The following is a 19,655-nucleotide window of genomic DNA, read 5'->3' on the forward strand; positions in this document are numbered from 1 at the left end:
TATTTGTTTATTGTGTTTTTGTACTTTGAACCTTATCCACAGTAGACGACTCATTAAAAGCATAGCTATTAAAAGAAATAATAGAACAAATGCTTAAAGTTAAAATTAATTTTTTTTTCTCATCATAAACCTCTCCTAATTAATAAAAGAGGTATTATAAAGAAAAATTAATTATTTATCAAGAAATAGTTAATAAATATTTACTATTTGAGAACTTTCATTAGCTCTTCCCATTCCCTTTTAGTCATTCCGCTAGTTTCATGAATAACTTTTTCGCCGTTTATCATCTTCTTAATTACTTCCAAACCTTTGCGAGAAATATTTGCTCCCTGCATACGATATTCTTCAAAAGCCTCATAAGTAAAGGGTACCCAAGCTTTGACTATATCAAGCATCTTTTCGGCATAAACTCTAATTTCATATTGAGCGTGCGGATCAGCACGTAGCCTTAAGAAGTGAAGCAAATTATGTAAATTGATTTTCCAATACCACTCAGTGTAATAATTTAAGGTCAAATTCATACGGGCAAGCTCTCTAGCTATACCGGTATTATTCTCATCTATAACGTTACCTTCTTCATCTGTATTCATTAGCTCCGTATAGTGCTTATAGCAGTTACGGGCATCTTCTTCTAATATGTTAAGGACTTTTTCAGCTACTTCTTTTGGTAGGCTATCGCTCTCTCGACATTGTTTGTTAGTACTAGATTGTGGGGCGATATTTTGCGGCTCAGGTAAATAAAACTCATTGCCTAGAATGGAGTATCTAGCTGAATATTCATTAACACTTGCTGTTCTATGCCTAATCCATTGTCTTGCAATAAAGATCGGTAATTTAATATGAAACTTAATATCACACATCTCAAAAGGCGTAGTATGATAGTGACGTAGCAAATAATTAATCAACCCTTTATCTTGGTTTAACTGTTTTGTACCTTTGCCATATGACACTCTAGCAGCTTGTACTATGGCACTATCATCACCCATATAGTCTATCACTCTAATAAAACCGTGATCTAATACCTTTATAGGCTCATATAAAATCTCTTCAAGTACCGGAACTACTACTCTTTTTGTTGCGTTATTCATTTATTCCTCTGTGTTTTTTGTTTTATAAGTGTATAGTTGTCACTCTGTGGTGGCATTGCCTGCGTGGATCGGAAAGCACCCTTGGTGTCATCTAGTTGCTTGTCCACGATATCCAAAAAATAATAAAAAATACTAATATTATTAGTATTTTTAACTGGATTCTGTGTATAAATCACGGGATGACAGAGAAAAATGATCCATGCAACAATGCCATCACGGGATGACAAGTTATGACAAATAACTATATAAATTTCTGCCGTTTCTTTTGAGCCATAATTTAGCCGGTTGGTACTCGGGATAAATATCCTCAACTAGCTGCCAAAAATTTTTGCTATGGTTCATTTCTTTTAAATGTGCCATCTCGTGAGCTACTAAATATTTTAGAACTTCGTAAGGAGCAAAGACTATTCGCCAGTTGAAAGAAAGGTTGCCTCGACTGCAACAGCTGCCCCATTTTGTAGTTACATTTTCCATTATTCTAATATTAGAATAAATTAAATTATGCTTTTTGGAAATGGTTTCTACTATAGCTTTTATCTCTGATAATAATTTCTTTTTCAAAAATACTTCAATGCTGATTTTCTTAAGTACCCTGCTGCAATATACTTCTAATGCATCATTTTGTAATTTTACCTGATTTTCAGGTGAATCAGTATGAATTATTTGATAATCTTTTCCTAAAATAGAAATCTTATTTTCTTCATTGACAGATTTAGTTACATTACGGCGTAATTTTTGTCTAACCCAATGTTCTTTACTTAGCAAAAAATTATAACCCTTTTTAGCTTTTACCTTAAGAGGTAATACAAGCTCAGCTCCTTTATGCGTAATTCGAATACTTATATTTTTGGCTTGTACGCTTCTCCTAATTGCTACATTCTGCGGTTCACCATATTTAGTTAAGGTAATAAGTTCCATATTAAAATTCAATGTACTTAGTAGGATCGACTGCTACTTTACCTTTACGCATAGCAAGATACAGCTTATCTTCTACATGCCCGATTATACTAGTTTTAGTAACCTTATCACCTTTTTTAACTGATAAATCTTTTAAGCCTGCATAAGCTACTTCTAGATCTTCTTTGTCTAATTTAACGATTACTAAATTACCAAATTGTGCATTATTTCCTGAGAATATAACAGTTCCTGAGCCTATAGAATTAACACTACTTTTTTCTAAAACAGCAATATCTATGCCTTTATTCTTACCAGCTTTAAATTCGGTGACAATTTCGCCGTTCAGAGGTTTCTCAAAAATTGACTTTGTTATTTCCTCATCATGTTTTGTGGTCGGGATCTCAACAACATCATTATCATCTTCGGTAGTTTCTATTGCAGGCTCTTCTAAAGAGCCGCTTGCTTCTGATTTAGGAGCTTCTTCTATAGTACTACTAGTTATTATCCCCTCATCATTATCAATAACATTACCAGAATTACTAAGGGTAATTCCTCTTTCTTTATACTCGATTGGGGCAGGAGGTTGATCAACGCAAGCAGCTAAACAAAAGAATATTAGACTACTTAGTGCAACAGGGTATTTCATATATTTAATAAGATTATTATATTGTGTTAGTCAATAAACTATACTTATTATATAATTCTTATCATTCATTTTCCATTAAAAAAATTAATTATGAAAACTTACGATATTGTTATAGCAAGTGATCACTCCGGTTATGAACTTAAATCCAAAATTATCGATTATCTACAAAAAAAATCTTTGAGTGTTTATGATTGCGGAACTCATAATACACAATCCGTTGACTATCCCGATTATGCTAAAAAAGTAGTGAATAATATTATTGAAAAGCTCGCTCGCATTGGTATTTTAATCGGTGATACAGGTATTGGTATGTCGATTGCTGCTAATCGTAGTTCAGAAATAAGAGCAGCTTTATGTGGTAATGTGTCAAGTGCTGAGAGTGCTAAAGCTCATAACGATGCCAATATTTTGGTATTAGGTGCAAAAACCTTAGATCAAGGAGAGGTATTTAATATTATAGATAAATTTTTAGTCACTAAATTCGAAGGCGGTAGGCATAGTGTTAGGTTGTTGAAAATCAAATAATGACATATAGGATGTTTTTCGATCCACGCAAGCAAGCCTTAAGCGGGCATGACACCGAAAGTGTTTTTTGATCTACGTAACAGTAAAATACAATTTTTAATTCATTAAATATATTATCATGCAAGCTCTAAATACAACTTATATTTTACTTATCACAGCAATAATAATTTCCTTATTCTACTCTAGTAAACGAGTCACATATTCGGTTATAGGCGTTACGATCTTATCAGCCTTTTATCATGGTATAATAAACATTATAGGAGTTGGTGCGTTAGCTGTCTTTACCGCTATCACTTACGTCTATTTTCATTTTCCACAGTTAAATAAAGTAATAAGAACATTATTATTTATATCTATCTCAGTTTGTTTTGCGGCGTTTGCCCTTCATAAAGTTCCTGGATTTTTAATGTAATTGCGATTAGTAATTTACAATTGTCTAAATCTTCCATACCATTTTCTATGTATTTAATAAGTATCTAAAATGATGCATAGTTTTAGATATTGTAAGGAGGTAACGATGGTGGTCTATGTATTTAAATTTTGATAAGGTAATGCCGGCATTAATAATTTTTGCTATGAGTGATTTACCTATTTTAGAGAGGTCAAAAAGTGATGGGGCAGTTAGATATACATTATTTTCGCTATTGTCATGTATAGCAATAATTATAACTCTAGTATTAATAAGCGGTTATGTTTTATTTGAGCCTAAACTCCCTGATATATTACTGATATGGATGATTAATAATTTGTTTTTTATCTGTTTTAGTGAAGAAGTATTTTTTAGAGGTTTTTTGCAAAGAACGCTGCAAAATCTTTTACCGAAACAACAAATGTTAGCATTAGTTATAGCATCTTTAATATTTGGAACTGCACATTTTCAAGGTGGTTTGACATATGTAATTCTAAGTAGCACTTGCGGATTTTTCTATGGCTATGCATACTATAAAACCAATAAAATATTATGCTCTATGATAGTTCACTTCGCTCTAAACCTATCTCACTTATTACTATTTACCTATCCTGCCCTTATTAAAACAATATGAAAAACAATATTATATTCAAATTTATCTTTGAAGCCTGTAAGCCCTTTAAATGGTGGATATTCGGGCAGTTTACTGTTGCTATTATTTGGGCGATTGATATGAGCCTTCGCCCATATATATTAAAACTGATGCTTGATAAAATCCCATTACTAAATGCTGAAAATATAGTAAGTGAGTTATCGGGATTGATGATTTTTTATCTTGGCATGTCTTTAGTTATAATTATTATGTGGCGGTTTCTAGATTATATCGGCATTAAATTATATTCGCCTATGCAGCGTTATATAGCTGATATTCTGATGGAGAAAATGATGCAACATTCGCAAAATTTATTTCAGAATCATTTTGCCGGTAATCTTGCTAATAAAGTAAAAGACGTAATGGGTAATATACCTGATTTACTATATGCAATAATAAATCAATTTTTTTGCAATTTTATAGCAATAGTAATAGCTGTTTTTACGGTCTCTACAATAAGTTATAAATTTGGGATTTTATTAGGCATTTGGGTAGTGATTTTTACAATCAGTGCTGTTTGTTTTGCTAAGCGTGCTAAAGAATTATCGGCAGAATCCTCCCAAATACGTTCAAAATTAGTGGGTTATATTGTTGATATACTGAGTAATATTATCAGTGTACATTTATTTGCTTCAAAAAAGATAGTGTCAAAAAGATTAAATGGTCAACTTAATGAATATGTAGAGGCTAGCCAAAAACGTGATTGGTGGTTTTTATATATGTTTGCTTTTCAAGGAGTATTATTTGTTGTCTATCAGATAATTGGTTTCATTCTTTTAATATCAGGCTTTAAGCAGGGAATTGTTACTACCGGCGACTTTGCTCTACTTATAACTCTTAATATTTCTATTATAGATATGTTATGGTCTTTATCTCGTGATATTTTAAAATTTTCTAGGGCAGTAGGCGAAACGAGGCAAGGACTTGATATTGCTTTAACCCCGCTTGAAATAACTGACAAACCTAATGCTAAAGATTTAATAATTAAGGAAGGAAAGGTAGTTTTTGACAAAGTACATTTTCATTATAAAAACACTACTCCTTTATTTCAAAATAAATCGGTAATGATTAAGTCAGGTGAAAAAGTGGGGTTGGTCGGTTATTCCGGAAGCGGTAAAACAACTTTTGTTAATTTAATTCTTAGAATGTACAACATAAAAGATGGAAATATTTATATTGATGACCAAGATATTAAAGAGGTAACACAAGAGTCGCTACGTGGTAGTATAGCAGTGATACCGCAAGATACTTCTTTATTCCACCGCAGCTTAATGGAAAATATTAGGTATGGCAAGCCTGATGCTTCAGATGAAGAAGTAATAATAGCTGCTAAAAAAGCTTATGCACATGAGTTTATTGAAAAATTACCGCTTGGCTATGAGTCGTTAGTGGGAGAGAGAGGTATTAAGCTATCAGGCGGACAGAGACAGAGAATAGCAATCGCAAGAGCAATATTAAAAAATGCTCCGATTTTGATTTTAGATGAAGCCACTTCGCAATTAGATTCTGTTACGGAAGAATATATTCAGAGAAGCCTATGGAATTTAATGCAAGGAAAAACAACGATAGTAATTGCCCATCGTTTATACGCACATAAAAACCACGGGGCTTGCCCCGTGGATGTAGTGCTCCCCATATCTTTCTGCTATGGTGATGTATGCAGATTAGAAAACAAGGTCACTGTGCTTACCAATGTGAGTATCATTTGGTGTTAGTGAGTAAATATAGGCGGAAAATATTCAATGCTGGGAGTTTTGGGTATTTTGAAGCAATACTTAAGCAGGTGTGGGGAAATATACCTGAGATAAAACTATTGACGATAAATCATGATATAGATCATATTCACATGCATCTATCTATACCACCAAAGGTGAGAGTTAGTGATGTGGTGAGGACAATAAAATCTATAACTGGTAGATTATTAAAAAAGAAATTTGAATATATAAGGAAGGCTTATTGGGGTATTGATGGAGTCTGGTCAGATGGATATTTCGTGTCAACTGTTGGAATTAATGAGCATATAATAAAACGATATATAGAGCATCAGGGGCAGGAGGATATGGGGCAAGCACAGCTTGTACTCGACCTATAGGTCGACACAGATACCACGGGGCTTGCCCCGTGGAGTGTTCACCAACGCTTTTGCATATGGATAGGATTATAGTTTTCGATAAAGGTAGAATTATTGAAGACGGCAACCATGATGAGCTACTTGATCATAACGGATTATATAAGACTTTATGGAATTCTCAAATAGGCGGTTTTCTACCTGATAAGGCGTAGAGTTGCTGTATGCATGTCAAATTCTCATTGTGAACGAATGCAAGGAGCGTGGCAATCTTAAAAATCCTGAGATTGCCTCTGCCCTCTTCTACGAATCTCCTTGCAATGAAGCAGCTTATGCAAAAATAATTCCTTACTTTCCAGCTCTCTTACGATCATTAGGATCAAGTAGAGCTTTACGTAATCGGATAGATTTCGGTGTTACTTCAACTCGCTCATCGTCCTGTATATAGCTGATTGCTTGCTCTAAGGTTAAAAGCATTGGTGGGGTTAATTTAATAGCCTCATCTTTACCGGATGCTCTAACGTTACTTAGCTGTTTAGCCTTAAGCGGGTTCACCTCTAAATCGTTATCACGGCTATGTTCACCAATAATCATCCCTCTATATACTTTGTCGCTTGGATTGATAAACATTTTTCCCCTATCTTCCAGATTCCATAGAGCGTAAGCAACTGCCTCACCATCGCCGTTAGAGATAAGCACGCCCTTAGTTCTTCCTTCAATAGTGCCTTTATAATCAGTATAACCATGGAAAATACGGTTCATGATACCGGTACCACGAGTTTCAGTTAAAAATTGGCTGTGATAACCGATCAAACCTCTTGATGGACCGATAAAAGTAACGCGGCTTTTGCCGCCGCCTGATGGTCTCATATCAGTCATTTCGCATTTTCTAAGTGATAAGGAGCTTACGACCACACCAACATAATCGTCATCAACGTCAACTTGAATTTCTTCCATAGGTTCTTGTTTATTGCCGTTTTCGCCTGTTTGGAATAATACTTCCGGTCTACTAATTGATAATTCAAAACCCTCACGTCGCATAGTCTCGATTAAGATACCAAGTTGTAATTCCCCACGTCCTGCAACTTGGAAAGCATTTGATCCGGCTGCTTCGGTCACTTTAAGTGCTACGTTACTTTCAAGTTCACGCATTAATCTGCTACCGATTAAACTCGATGTGACTTTTGTGCCCTCTTTACCTGCAAGTGGTGAGTCATTAACGCTAAAGGTCATAGATAGAGTTGGTGGATCAATTGGTAGTGATGGCAGGGCTTCAGTTACTTCAGGTGCACATATTGTATCGGCAACGTTAGCATTTTCAGCACCAGCAATAGCGATAATATCACCAGCTGTAGCCTCATCTATAGCAATTCTCTCGAGTCCTCTAAAGGCTAATATTTTAGTGATTCGTCCATTTTCAAGTACTTTATTTTCACGGTTTAGTACTTTAATATTTTGGTTAACCTTAACGCTACCGCTTTGTACTCTACCAGTTAAAATTCTACCGAAGAAAGGATTAAATTCTCTAGTAGTAACAAGCATAGAAAAAGGTGCTTTAGCATCAGCTATAGGAGCATGTACATGCTTTACTATTAGGTCAAATAGCGGTGCTAAATCATCTGCTAGATTGTCTAAAGGATTTATACTCTCGTCAAAATTTAAGGAAGCTCTTCCTGCTCTACCTGAAGCATAAACTATTTTATCTATGAAATTAAGCTGATCATCATTTGCTTCTAATGCTACAAATAGCTCATATACTTCATCAATAACTTTGTTGATCCTTTGATCATCTCTATCAATCTTATTAATAACAACGATAGGTTTTAAACCAAGCTTTAGAGCTTTAGATAGCACAAATTTTGTTTGTGGCATTGGTCCTTCTGATGCATCAACAAGTAATACAACGCCGTCAACCATACTAAGTATGCGTTCTACTTCACCGCCAAAGTCAGCGTGTCCTGGTGTGTCTACTATATTGATACGTACATCACCCCACATAAGGGCGGTACATTTGGCAAGTATGGTAATCCCACGTTCACGCTCAAGGTCGTTAGAGTCCATAGCACGCTCTGCTACTTGTTGGTTAGCTCTAAAAGTGCCGCTTTGTTTAAGCATATTATCAACAAGCGTGGTTTTCCCATGATCAACGTGGGCAATAATTGCTATATTACGAATAGATGTCATCTTTAAAAATTCTCACAAGTTTACAATAGTTTTCTGCATTATATACCAAAATAGCAAAAAATGGAATAAACTTCTTGTAAAACTCGTGAATTCAATTTAAAGAACAATATATATTAACTTTTACAATTCCATTTATGAAGAAAAAAAATATTATGTCTTGATGTTGACGGAACAATATTTTTAAAGAGTTTGCATAATTACCTTGGTGAGAAATTAATGATAGCCCATAAATTGGGGATGTCTATCACCGATGAGCTAATAATACAATATACAGATGAATTTTTAAGAAATCCGTCTTTAGGTTGGAGGAATAAAGAAAGATTAGTTACTTTAATAAAAAAAGCTTGGTCATCTGAATATGAAGTGGTACTAGTATCATTTAACGATTATCCGCAAGCCGTGAAATATGCTATGACAAAAATACTTAAAGAAGATGTGGAAAAGCTACATATAGTGTCTTATTTACCGGCAGCTTTGAAGAAATATTATATGGTTCATCCCGTTTGTGACAAACAGAAGCATATAGAAGAAGCTATGCAAAAAGCAGGAGTAACAGATCCGGCAAATGTATTATTAATTGAAGATACACCACACAACGTGGAAGCTGCAAAAAAAGCTGGAATGAAAGCTGTATTAATAGAGCCACAAGATACGAGTTTTAAGATTGCTTTTGACGCTTTAATTGAGCTTAATAAAATTCATGGGGTTGATGTTGATTTGGAAGAACCTTTGACAGAACCAAAACTTGAGAGTAGTGATAGTGATGAGGATGTTAGTATGGGTGATGATCAAGAAGATTATAAATTTGATGAAGAATATACAGGATGGCAGCAGGATGTACCAATGTTAGGGGAACATTCAGACTAGACAAATCATAGTATGTTATTTATTCTTGATTAATAGAGCTTTTATGTACAGTAGTGTCATCACGTGGACAAGCCACGGGATGGCATGTGCACAATCTTCTAACCAACAAATAAACAGAGTTATATCGTGCAGTATAGATTATTAGGGTTGCTTTTAATAATAAGTTTTTCATATTTTGCTCAAGCAGAGTTGCCAAATAAAGAAGATAATTTTAAAGTTAGAGTGGCTATTGTTGATGTTCAATCGATTTTAGAAGGATCAATGGCTATAAAAAATTTGCGTAATAAAGTTGAAAAAATTAATCAAAAAATTCAAGAAGATATTAACGCAAAAGAAGCAGAATTTAAGCCTATGGAAGAAAACGTGATGAAAGAACGTTCTTCTTTAAGCGAAGATGAATTTGAAAAGAAAGTAAGCGAATTTTATGAAAAGGTTACTGAAGTAAAAAAAGAAATTCAGAGTAAAAAAGCAAGACTTGAACAAGCTCATGCCGAAGCTATGAGTAAAATTCATGAATTAACGATTACAATAATTAGTGAGCTTGCAGAAAAATATAGCGTTAATTTAGTCATTCCAAGTGCTCAAATTTTATATGCAAAAGATAATTTAAATATAACTTCTGAAGTAACTTTTATATTGAATGAGAGATTAAAAGAAGTCCAAATCAACTATAACTATTAATAAGTATCAATATGGCAGAATTCATACCGATTACAATTGCATACGGGGACGGGATAGGTCCTGAAATAATGGAAGCTGTGCTTTATATATTACGTAAAGCTGAAGCACGAGTCCGCTTAGAGACTATAGAAGTAGGGGAAAAACTCTATGTAAAGCACTATAGTTCAGGTATAAGCGAAGAAAGCTGGGCATCGATAGAACGTACGGGAATTATACTTAAAGCTCCGATTACTACCCCGCAAGGAGGAGGATATAAAAGCCTAAATGTTACGATTCGTAAAACATTACAGCTTTTTGCCAATATTCGTCCGTCTGTTTCGTTTCATCCTTTTACTAAAACTCAGCATCCAAATCTAAACCTAACTATCATACGTGAGAATGAGGAAGATTTATATGCTGGTATAGAATACCGTCAGACGCATAATATGTATGAGTCGGTTAAGCTTATTAGCCGTACGGGTTGTGAGAAAATTATTAGATACGCCTTTGAATATGCAGTAAAAAATAATCGTAAAAAAGTTACTTGCTTAAGTAAGGATAACATCATGAAATTTTCTGACGGGATTTTTCATAAAGTATTTAACGAAATTGCTAAAGAATATCCGCAAATTAAAAATGAGCATTATATTGTTGATATCGGTACGGCAAGGCTAGCAACTAAGCCGGAAATATTTGACGTAATAGTAACATCTAATCTCTACGGTGATATTATTTCCGACGTTGTTGCCGAAACTTCCGGTTCTGTAGGGCTTGCCAGTTCTGCGAACATCGGTCAGCATTATGCAATGTTTGAAGCAGTACACGGCAGTGCTCCCGATATCGCAGGTAAGAATATTGCTAATCCGTCAGGGTTGTTAAATTCCGCTATAATGATGCTGGTGCATATAGGGCAGGGTGATATCGCAACTATAATCGAGAATGCTTGGAAGAAGACTATAGAAGATGGCATACATACGGCAGATATATATAACAAAGACCATTCTACTAAAAAGGTCGGCACAAAAGAATTTGCCGAGGAAGTAGTAAAAAGATTAGGTCAGAAGCCAGAAAAATTACCTAAAGCAGATTATCCGTTGGTTACTAAAAAACAAGAAAGTAATACTAATTATGAAATTGACACTAAAGAGGTAAAAAAATTAGTCGGCACGGATGTATTTGTAAACATGAATGTCGCTTCTGCTCATGATATAGCAGATAAGATAAACAAGCTTGATATCGCTAATTTTGAGCTGAAAACAATCTCTTCCAAAGGACTAAAATTATGGTCTCGTGATACAAGATTTGAGACCATATCCGATCATTGGTGTTGTCGTTTTATGGCTAAAGATGAGTCAGAGCTTAAACATTTAGATATAACAAAATTACTTGAGACATTAAGCAAAGCAAATATCGATTTTATTAAAGTAGAAAATCTTTTTGAGTTTGATGGTGTGGCTGGTTATAGTTTGGCTCAAGGGGAGTAATACTCGATGAACTTCAAAAATTGGCTACGTTGTCCTACAAGTACTCCGGTACTCACGTACTAAGTGTACGCTCCGTTCCTCGTCTTGTGGACGCCTTGCTCTTTTTGAAGTTGATCTTCGTATTACAAAACTATTTATTTTATTTCTGAATATTATATGCCCAATCATACCCCCAAATTTCCAACTGCTAGCTCAGCTTTAGAAATACTTGAATTATTAAAAACCACACCCGCTGAAGCATCAATATTTTTAGATGTGGACGATACTATTATAACGCCGCAATCAGTTACTTTTAGAAAACCGCCATATAATCAAATGATTGATAGGATCAAGGCAAACAAAAATAATTATGATAATTTTGAAGAGATTATCAGTAATTGGCGTTTGCAGCGGAAAGTGATGCTGATTGATGAAGAATGGGTGCAGGTTTTAAATACTTTAAAAAATGATTATTCTGTTTATGCTATTACCCAGATTAATACAGGGCAGTCTGGTAATATTGATTCTGTAGAAGATTGGCGATATAAAGAATTGAAAAGTTTAGGTATAGAATTTTCTGGTAATGAAAAACTAACAAATTCTGGTTCAACTAAAAAAGATGACGCTGTTTTTTATAAGGGAATATTTATAACCGGTAACCATTCAAAAAGTGGTACTTTAGCAAAATTTTCTAAAGATTTACAAGCTAACTTTATTGTATTTGTTGATGATCGAAAAGATCATTTAAAAGATGTTAAGGAATATTGCGAAAAGAATAAAATCGGCTTTTTAGGTATTTGTTTGATGGGCTCAAGAATTTATCAGGTGAATCTGATCCAAAACTTGCCGAATTTCAAGAACAATATTTAATAGAAAATGCTCAATGGCTTGAGGATACGGAAGCTTATAAATTGATGGCAGCAGATAATAATTTAGATTAAAAAACTAATTTATACTTGCAATTAGTAAAATTTATAATAAAGATATTATTATATTAACTATATAGAACTAAAATTATGGGAAATACAACTGTAATGAGTACTGAGCTATCAAGACCATTATTTGTTGCGGCAAGTAAAGGGGATATAGAAGCTGTGAATAATCTAATTGCTATTAAACCTGAAATTTTAATTGATATAGATTGGGTTGATCCAGAAACAAATTGTACTGCTATCGGTATTGCTGCACTTAAAGGACATTTGAAAATGGTGAAGTTTCTATTAGCAGCAAAAGAAAATGATTTAGTCGGAAGTACAAGTCAAGAGATTCTTTCTGCTCAAGCACCATTAGATTTAGCTGGTAAAAATAATAATTTAGATATTGCTAAATTATTATTGGAATATGGAGAAAGATGTAATTTTCCAGAAAATAAGTATGGTAACTATTTTGAAAAGATGATTAAATCATCTGAATTAGCACATAAAATTTTTAGCTTAGAGGATTTGGACATTAATGATATACAAAATTTAGAAATAGTTAAAAATGATCTTTATTTAAAAGAAATATTAATAACTACTTTCAAAAATGATGTATCTCATTCGAAATATATACCAGGTACTGGTAGTTTAAAACTAAGTAATAATTTATCTGCATACTATGATAGCATAAAAAATATTTATCAAAATAAATTTGAAGAATCTTTAGCAGAGGAATTACTAAAAGTTATTACAGAAGTAGAATTTCAATTTATGAATAAAGCAAAACATTCTACTATAGAATTTACAAAAAATCTTTTTGAAGATAGCAATTATGATTTTCAAAATTATCTAAAGAGTATGATTGAGAATCCTGAAAAACAACGTTTAAAAGAAATAATAAGAAATAATTCAAATCTAGAAAAAATTATCGATGAATTAACTGATAATAAATATTTGGATATGGAATTAAGAGATAAGCTTAATGATTTTATTGAATCAGATTGTTCTAGTGATTTAGATTCTTCTAATAGCTCAGATAATGATTTAAAATATGAAGTGCAAAATATAGGAGAAATATAGTAAGTAGGGCTTAGAAATGGCGATAAACTCATTGAGATTAGCTTGCCTAAAGGTTTCAAAATTATTTAGATCAAATAGTTAAAGTTAAAACCACTAAAGGTGAATTTAAATACAAACCCGAAAGCCCAAATAAAAAAGACATATATAGGTTTAAACCTGATTTATCTAGAGAAGATAAGTTGAAAATTAAAAAGTTTTTTAATAGTTAAATACTTCTTTCTATCGATATTGTTAACTCTTTGGATAAAATTCTGATTTTTTGATTCTATCAATTAGAATTATCTATCCCCTTTACTCCAGTAGTTGTAACTTTATTAAAGTTAACATTTTTAATTTCTGCCTCGGTAAAGTCGGCATTAGTTAAGTTGCTACCAGTGAAATTAGCTTGATCAATTTTAGCCGACTTGAATATGCTATCCGTTAATATAGAGTTTGAAAAATCTGTTTTACTAACTATTGCATTAGAAAAATCGGCTTTCTCTATATTAGAGTTTTGAATTGCTGTATTTGTTAAATTAGCGTTTTTGAAAATAGCACCAGAAAAATTAACTGTATTAAATATTAAATTACTTAAATCAAAATTTGCTAAATTCATATTTGCTAGATTAGTAGTTTTTTGCAAATCTTTTACAGAAGTAATTACTGTGTTTGAGGGAAATTTACTGAAGTCTTCACTATTTAAAATGATGTTGCTTGCAAAGTTAGTATTAACAAAAGTCGAATTCGTATAGTGAGTATTATTTATTTGTGAATTATAAAAAGAAGAATTGTTAAATGTAATATTTGTTAAATTAGACCCTATTAAAGCTATCTGATTTAAATTTCCTGAAGTAATTTTCACATCCGAAAAATTTACGTTTTGCATTAATGTTTTAGAAAAATTTACATTGTTGAACTGACTATTGCTTATATTCGAGTTTGATAATTCACTATTATTTAAATCGGTATTAATTACTGTGAACTGCTTGACATCGTTATTGCTAAAGACGTTATTAGTCCAGCTTAAGTTATTAAAAGTAATATTTACTCCAGCCATTTTATTAAGTCTTGCAAAATTAGCATTACTATTTTTTATCGATAAATTGTTAAATTTAATATCATTTAGGCTTACATTATTTAATAAGCTAGTATCTACTTTAAACTGAGCTAAAGTAGAGCCGCTAATTACACTACTTTGTAAATCGCATTTAACTATACTGATATTTTGCAGGGTTGAACCTTGAAAAGTAGTATAAGAAAAAATAGAGTTATTAGCCTGCACATTATTAAAATTTATCTCATTAAATATACTTTGTGTAAAATTAGAATCCTTAATTATTACGGCAGTTAATTTCGCTCTACTTAAGTCGCTAGATTCAAAATAATTATTAGTAAAATTAGTACTATTTATGATGCTTCCTTCTAAATCTGCACCATAAAATATTGAATTTTCTATATTAGTATTTTTTAAACTATTGTTTTTAAGAATGGCTTTTTGAAAATTAACTCCATCAATAGTATCATTATTCCATAATACATTTTCAAGCCTAGCATTTTCAAAATTTACATTTTTAATATTAGTCTTGCTAAAAGCAGTATTACTAAAATTTGCCTGAACAAAATTTATATCTTGCAGAGTAATATTATTAAAAATTGAGCCTTGGAAATCAGAGTTATATCCTGAAACATTTTGTATTGTCCCATTTGCAAAATTACTTTCTTGTATGATAGCATTTGTTAAGATAGCTTTTTGTAAATTAGCTCCAGTAAAATCAGCACGTAATATTTCGCATGAAGTTAAATCTACCTCTGACAAATCTTCATCTATTAACTTTACTCCAATTAGTTTTAATCCTCTTAGATTTGAGCCAAATTGTCCTTTAAGGTTAACTTTAAGGTTTTTAGCATTTTGTGACATTATGTAATTCCTAATTACAGTACTTTGGTTATCAGTTAGTAAACCATTCGTATCACGTGTAGGTTCAGAGCAATTAGTCAAGGATAAAGAAATAGTAAAAATAATTATAGTTTTAAACGTTTGCTTCTTCATATTCCTCCTCATTGATTCTTCCAGTTGGAGGTATATGCAAGCTTAATAATTTTAATTTACGATGCAAAGCTGATCGCTCCATACCGACAAATGAAGATGTTTTTGAGATATTATTGTTAAACCTGCTCATTTGTGCTGATAGATATTGGCGTTCAAAAACTTCTCTAGCTTCTCTAAGGGGCATAGATAGCATATCAAAGCTATCTTCAAGTTTAGTTAAATTAACGCTGTTTGCTAGAATCTCTGAGGGTATCATATAGGGTTTAATGATTTCATTATTTCCTGAGGTGATAGGATTCATAATTAAAGTCCACTCAACAACATTGCGTAACTGTCTAATATTACCTGGCCACTCGTAAGATTGTAATGCAGCTATAGTTTCATCAGCAAAAACACGTTCTTTTAAACCTGAAAATTTTGAAAGTTGTTTAACAAAATATTTAACTAACAGCGGTATATCTTCTTTTCTGTCAAATAATGATGGTACTTTTAATGACGATACATTTAGGCGATAATATAAATCTTCTAAAAACCTACCATTATTAACTTCTTCTTGAATATTTTTAGAAGTGCCGGTGATGATTTTTATGTCAACTTTGACAACTTTCCCACAAGGTTTTTTAATAGTATGATCTTTTAAAAACTTTAATAATTTTATTTGAATTGGAACTGGGATATTGCTAACTTCATCTATATATAAAGTGCCGTTATTAGCAAACTCTAAAATAGTAGGTCGTTTGTTACTGTTATTATTACTTTCTTGCTTTTCTGCTTCACCGAATAACTCTTGATTAATTTTTTCTAAAGTCATGCAGGTAGGGCTGAAAATAATGAATGGATTATTAAATCTCTTTGATTTTTTATGAATTAACCTTGCTGTTAACTCTTTACCACTGCCTACTTTACCATGAATCATAATACGGCTGCTGGAGCTTGCCGCTTTATCTATTTCTGCTTTATATTTTAAAGTAACAGTGGAGTTACCTACTAGCTCAGTCTTATCTATAACTTTTGATTTTAAATCTATATTCTCACGCTTTAGTTTCGTGACTTCACAAGCTCTTTTAAGCAAAATAACTAATTTATCATTATTAAAAGGTTTTTCTAAATAGTCGTAAGCACCCATTTTTATAGCATTTACTGCTGTCTCTATTGTACCATGACCACTAATAATTATTACTGGCATTAAAGGATAGCGTTTTTTAATCACTTCTAGGATACCAAGACCATCCATTTCGCTTCCTTGAAGCCAAATATCAAGTACTACCGCAGATACCGGCTTTTCAGCAAGTATTTTAAGAGCTTGTGTACTATTAGCTGCAACTTTAGGACTAAAACCTTCGTCTTTCAAAATTGCCGCACAGAGATCCCGTATATCTTCTTCATCGTCTACTATTAAAACATCGATTGATGACATTGTGACTTACCCTAAAATGTTGACATAAATATATACGTTAATGCCGAATTTAAAAGAAAGCAACATTTTTTTATAACATTTTTGTCACAATGTTTATGGATAGTTTAATATTTAGGTAAAATATGACAATTTGTTAGGTTATTATAAGATGTCATTCCATGGTGGTTTGTCCACGGGATCTTAGAACACAGATTGTGAGACAAGATCCCGTGATCAAGTCACGGGATGATAAATTGCGTGATGAGAATCTTCAACAAATGATATTTATGATCTTTTTAGGAACAAGGATAATTTTTTTAGGTTCTTTGTTTTCTAAAAATTTTTGGATTTTCGGTAAAGCAATAGTAATTTGCTTTATTTCATCTTCATTTGCGGATGTATTGAACTCATAAGTATCACGAAGCTTACCATTAACCTGAACTGCCATAACATATGTGTCTAGCTCTAACATCGATTCATCAAAAGTAGGAAATACTGCATTGTATAGAAATGTTTTGTGACCAAGCTTTTGCCAAATTTCTTCTGTAATATGTGGGATGAAAGGATTTAACAGCTGAATTAATACATTAAAGCCATGCTTTGCGTTTTGCACGTCAACTTCTTCTTTATTAATCTCACTCGATATAGCATTAAAAAGCTCACGCATACGTGCTATTGCTCTATTTAAAGCAAAATGTTTTATATCCTCAGCAACATGTTTGATGGTAAAATGAATCAACCTCTTTAACTCTTTATTAGTATTATTATTATCTGAAAGCTTTATTATCGCTTCTTGCATTTGCTCAAGTTTATTGATAAAACGTGCACACCCCTCAATACTGCTTGCTGACCATTCTAAATCTTTTTCCGGTGGACTGTCAGATAATACAAAAAATCTTATCGCATCTGCACCATATTGTTGTTGCATAGTTTCAAGATCAATGAGGTTCTTTTTGGATTTACTCATTTTCTCGATGCGACCTTGTGTAACTAAACCACCATTGTCTTTATGGAAAAATTCATTACCTTTTTTAATTACTTCTTCAGGATATAGCCAATTATTATGCTCGTCTTTATAAGTAGCATGCAATACCATGCCTTGCGTGAATAACCCTTTAAAAGGTTCACGGACACTAACATAATCCTGCTCGTTCATTACCTTAGTAAAAAATCTTGCATATAGTAAATGCATTACGGCGTGTTCAATGCCGCCAATATATTTATCAACTGGCAACCAATAATCGCAAGCTTTTTTATCGGTCATTTCTAGAGCCTGGCTATTACAATATCTTGTGAAATACCAAGAAGATTCGAAAAACGTATCAAAAGTATCAGTTTCACGAATAGCAGGCTTGCTACATTTCAGGCAGTTAACATGTTTCCAAGTTGGGTGATTGTCTAAAGGGTTGCCGTGACCATCAAATTTCACGTCATCAGGTAGAGTAACTGGTAAATCCGAATCAGGTACAGGTACTAAACCACAAGAATCACAATGAATTATAGGGATAGGACAGCCCCAAAAACGTTGCCTTGAGATCCCCCAATCCTTCAGGCGATAATTTATTGTGCGTTTGCCTATGCCTAATTTCTCAAATTCTTCTATAATTCTTTGCTTAGCTTCATTATTAGTTAAGCCGTCTAAAAAACCTGAGTTAACTAAAATACCATCTTCAGTATATGCAGCTTCCTGCACATCAGTGTCTGTTTCAATTACCTGCTTTATAGGTAAATTCATTTTAACAGCTAATTCATGGTCACGTTGATCATGAGCAGGGCAACCAAAAACTGCTCCTGTGCCGTAATCCATCAACACGAAATTAGTAATAACAACAGGTAAAGTTATATTTGAGTCAAAAGGATGAATGACGTAAAGACCGGTAAATATTCCCTCTTTCTCAGCTTTATCAAGCTCAGCAGAGCCGGTTATATTAGAGCATTTAGCGATAAAATTTTCTATTGCAGGAGTTTTGGAAACTAACTCCTCTATTATTGGATGATTAAAAGCAATGCCTACAAAGCTAGCTCCAAATATAGTTTCCGGTTTAGTCGAAAATACCTCTATGGCATCTTCATTATCCTTAATTTTGAAATGAAAGTTAGCACCTATAGATTTACCGATCCATTTTTCTTGCATAGAGCGGACTGCTTCAGACCATTCGGTTAAGCTAGGAATCTCATTTAGTAACTCTTCAGCATAATTCGTGATTTTTAAAAACCATTGCTTTAAATAACGTTTTTCAACTATTGCACCTGAACGCCAACCACGTCCGTCAACAACCTGCTCGTTTGCAAGTACAGTATTATCAACCGGATCCCAATTAACAAGCGATTCTTTTTGATAAGCAAGATTTCTTTCATAAAGCTCTAAGAAGAATTTTTGCTCATGTTTATAATAATCAGGGTCGCAACTATTTATCTCTCTAGACCAATCATAGGAAAAGCCCATCGATTTCAGCTGCTTTTTCATATTTTCGATATTCGAATAAGTCCATTCTTTTGGATGAGAATTATTTTTTATTGCTGCATTTTCTGCCGGCAAGCCGAAAGAGTCCCAGCCCATAGGATGAAGTACGTTAAAGCCTTGCATTGTCATAAATCTGGCAACCACGTCACCTATAGAATAATTACGTACGTGACCTACGTGAATTTTACCGGATGGGTAAGGTAGCATCTCTAAAACGTAATATTTAAGTTTGCTGCTTTCGTTTGATACTTCAAAGGCTTTTTCTTCTTGCCAAATCTGTTGCCATTTTTGTTCAATACTCATGTTTTTC

General features: G+C 33.0%; 16 protein-coding genes and 1 pseudogene. 10 read left to right on the forward strand and 7 right to left on the reverse strand.

Features of this window, described 5'->3' with window-relative positions; genetic code table 11:
* Window positions 1-203: 203 nt before the first annotated feature.
* The 3 genes from thyX to ACICQC_RS01870 all read right to left on the reverse strand — a co-directional run bounded on the left by thyX (window position 204) and on the right by ACICQC_RS01870 (window position 2,631).
* Entirely contained in the window at window positions 204-1,088 is an 885-nt protein-coding gene (gene thyX / locus ACICQC_RS01860; RefSeq protein ID WP_395477185.1) for an FAD-dependent thymidylate synthase, read from the reverse strand.
* A 228-nt stretch (window positions 1,089-1,316) separates the two neighbouring features.
* Window positions 1,317-2,006, reverse strand: a complete 690-nt coding sequence (locus ACICQC_RS01865; RefSeq protein WP_395477186.1) for a M48 family metallopeptidase — start codon at window positions 2,004-2,006, stop codon at window positions 1,317-1,319.
* Between the two features lies 1 nt (window position 2,007).
* On the reverse strand, window positions 2,008-2,631 hold the full coding sequence (locus ACICQC_RS01870) for a murein hydrolase activator EnvC family protein (protein WP_395477187.1): 624 nt from the start codon (window positions 2,629-2,631) through the stop codon (window positions 2,008-2,010).
* A 90-nt stretch (window positions 2,632-2,721) separates the two neighbouring features.
* Between ACICQC_RS01870 and rpiB the strand changes: the two genes are divergently transcribed.
* From rpiB to ACICQC_RS01895, 5 genes and pseudogenes are all read left to right on the forward strand, one after another.
* Window positions 2,722-3,156, forward strand: a complete 435-nt coding sequence (gene rpiB / locus ACICQC_RS01875; RefSeq protein WP_395477188.1) for a ribose 5-phosphate isomerase B — start codon at window positions 2,722-2,724, stop codon at window positions 3,154-3,156.
* A 527-nt stretch (window positions 3,157-3,683) separates the two neighbouring features.
* A complete protein-coding gene (locus ACICQC_RS01880) occupies window positions 3,684-4,199 on the forward strand; it encodes a lysostaphin resistance A-like protein (protein WP_395477189.1) in 516 nt (171 codons plus the stop codon).
* A complete protein-coding gene (locus ACICQC_RS01885) occupies window positions 4,196-5,932 on the forward strand; it encodes an ABC transporter ATP-binding protein (RefSeq protein ID WP_395477190.1) in 1,737 nt (578 codons plus the stop codon). Before ACICQC_RS01880 ends, ACICQC_RS01885 begins: the two co-directional genes overlap by 4 nt.
* Window positions 5,875-6,309, forward strand: coding sequence for an IS200/IS605 family transposase (gene tnpA, locus ACICQC_RS01890; RefSeq protein WP_395476676.1), 435 nt, complete (start codon window positions 5,875-5,877; stop codon window positions 6,307-6,309). The genes ACICQC_RS01885 and tnpA overlap by 58 nt, the downstream gene beginning before the upstream one ends.
* Before the next feature lie 44 nt (window positions 6,310-6,353).
* Window positions 6,354-6,500 (forward strand): annotated as a pseudogene (locus ACICQC_RS01895) (ABC transporter ATP-binding protein); the annotation flags it as partial.
* Between the two features lie 133 nt (window positions 6,501-6,633).
* On the opposite strand, the gene typA reads toward ACICQC_RS01895, so the two are convergent.
* Window positions 6,634-8,469: a translational GTPase TypA gene (gene typA, locus ACICQC_RS01900; protein WP_395477192.1), complete on the reverse strand. Its 1,836-nt coding sequence runs from the start codon at window positions 8,467-8,469 to the stop codon at window positions 6,634-6,636.
* A gap of 189 nt (window positions 8,470-8,658) precedes the next feature.
* Here typA and ACICQC_RS01905 point away from each other — a divergent pair, with 189 nt between their 5' ends.
* From ACICQC_RS01905 to ACICQC_RS01925, 5 genes are all read left to right on the forward strand, one after another.
* Entirely contained in the window at window positions 8,659-9,336 is a 678-nt protein-coding gene (locus tag ACICQC_RS01905) for an HAD-IA family hydrolase (RefSeq protein WP_395477193.1), read from the forward strand.
* A gap of 126 nt (window positions 9,337-9,462) precedes the next feature.
* On the forward strand, window positions 9,463-10,017 hold the full coding sequence (locus tag ACICQC_RS01910; RefSeq protein WP_395477194.1) for an OmpH family outer membrane protein: 555 nt from the start codon (window positions 9,463-9,465) through the stop codon (window positions 10,015-10,017).
* Window positions 10,018-10,028: 11 nt separating this feature from the next.
* The gene (locus ACICQC_RS01915) at window positions 10,029-11,480 is read left to right on the forward strand and encodes an NADP-dependent isocitrate dehydrogenase (RefSeq protein WP_395477195.1); all 1,452 of its coding nucleotides are present in this window, start codon (window positions 10,029-10,031) and stop codon (window positions 11,478-11,480) included.
* A 156-nt stretch (window positions 11,481-11,636) separates the two neighbouring features.
* Window positions 11,637-12,329, forward strand: coding sequence for a DUF2608 domain-containing protein (locus ACICQC_RS01920; RefSeq protein ID WP_395477196.1), 693 nt, complete (start codon window positions 11,637-11,639; stop codon window positions 12,327-12,329).
* A gap of 146 nt (window positions 12,330-12,475) precedes the next feature.
* Window positions 12,476-13,456 (forward strand): ankyrin repeat domain-containing protein, encoded by a 981-nt coding sequence (locus tag ACICQC_RS01925; RefSeq protein ID WP_395477197.1) that lies wholly within the window; start codon window positions 12,476-12,478, stop codon window positions 13,454-13,456.
* A 268-nt stretch (window positions 13,457-13,724) separates the two neighbouring features.
* On the opposite strand, the gene ACICQC_RS01930 is transcribed toward ACICQC_RS01925, so the two are convergent.
* The 3 genes from ACICQC_RS01930 to leuS form a co-directional block, all read right to left on the reverse strand.
* The gene (locus ACICQC_RS01930) at window positions 13,725-15,497 is read right to left on the reverse strand and encodes a pentapeptide repeat-containing protein (RefSeq protein ID WP_395477198.1); all 1,773 of its coding nucleotides are present in this window, start codon (window positions 15,495-15,497) and stop codon (window positions 13,725-13,727) included.
* Entirely contained in the window at window positions 15,466-16,902 is a 1,437-nt protein-coding gene (locus ACICQC_RS01935; RefSeq protein ID WP_395477199.1) for a sigma-54-dependent transcriptional regulator, read from the reverse strand. The genes ACICQC_RS01930 and ACICQC_RS01935 overlap by 32 nt, the downstream gene beginning before the upstream one ends.
* A 250-nt stretch (window positions 16,903-17,152) precedes the next feature.
* Entirely contained in the window at window positions 17,153-19,648 is a 2,496-nt protein-coding gene (gene leuS, locus ACICQC_RS01940) for a leucine--tRNA ligase (protein ID WP_395477200.1), read from the reverse strand.
* Window positions 19,649-19,655 lie beyond the last annotated feature (7 nt).

The organism is Rickettsia endosymbiont of Pantilius tunicatus (assembly GCF_964291875.1).
Lineage (GTDB): Bacteria > Pseudomonadota > Alphaproteobacteria > Rickettsiales > Rickettsiaceae > Rickettsia.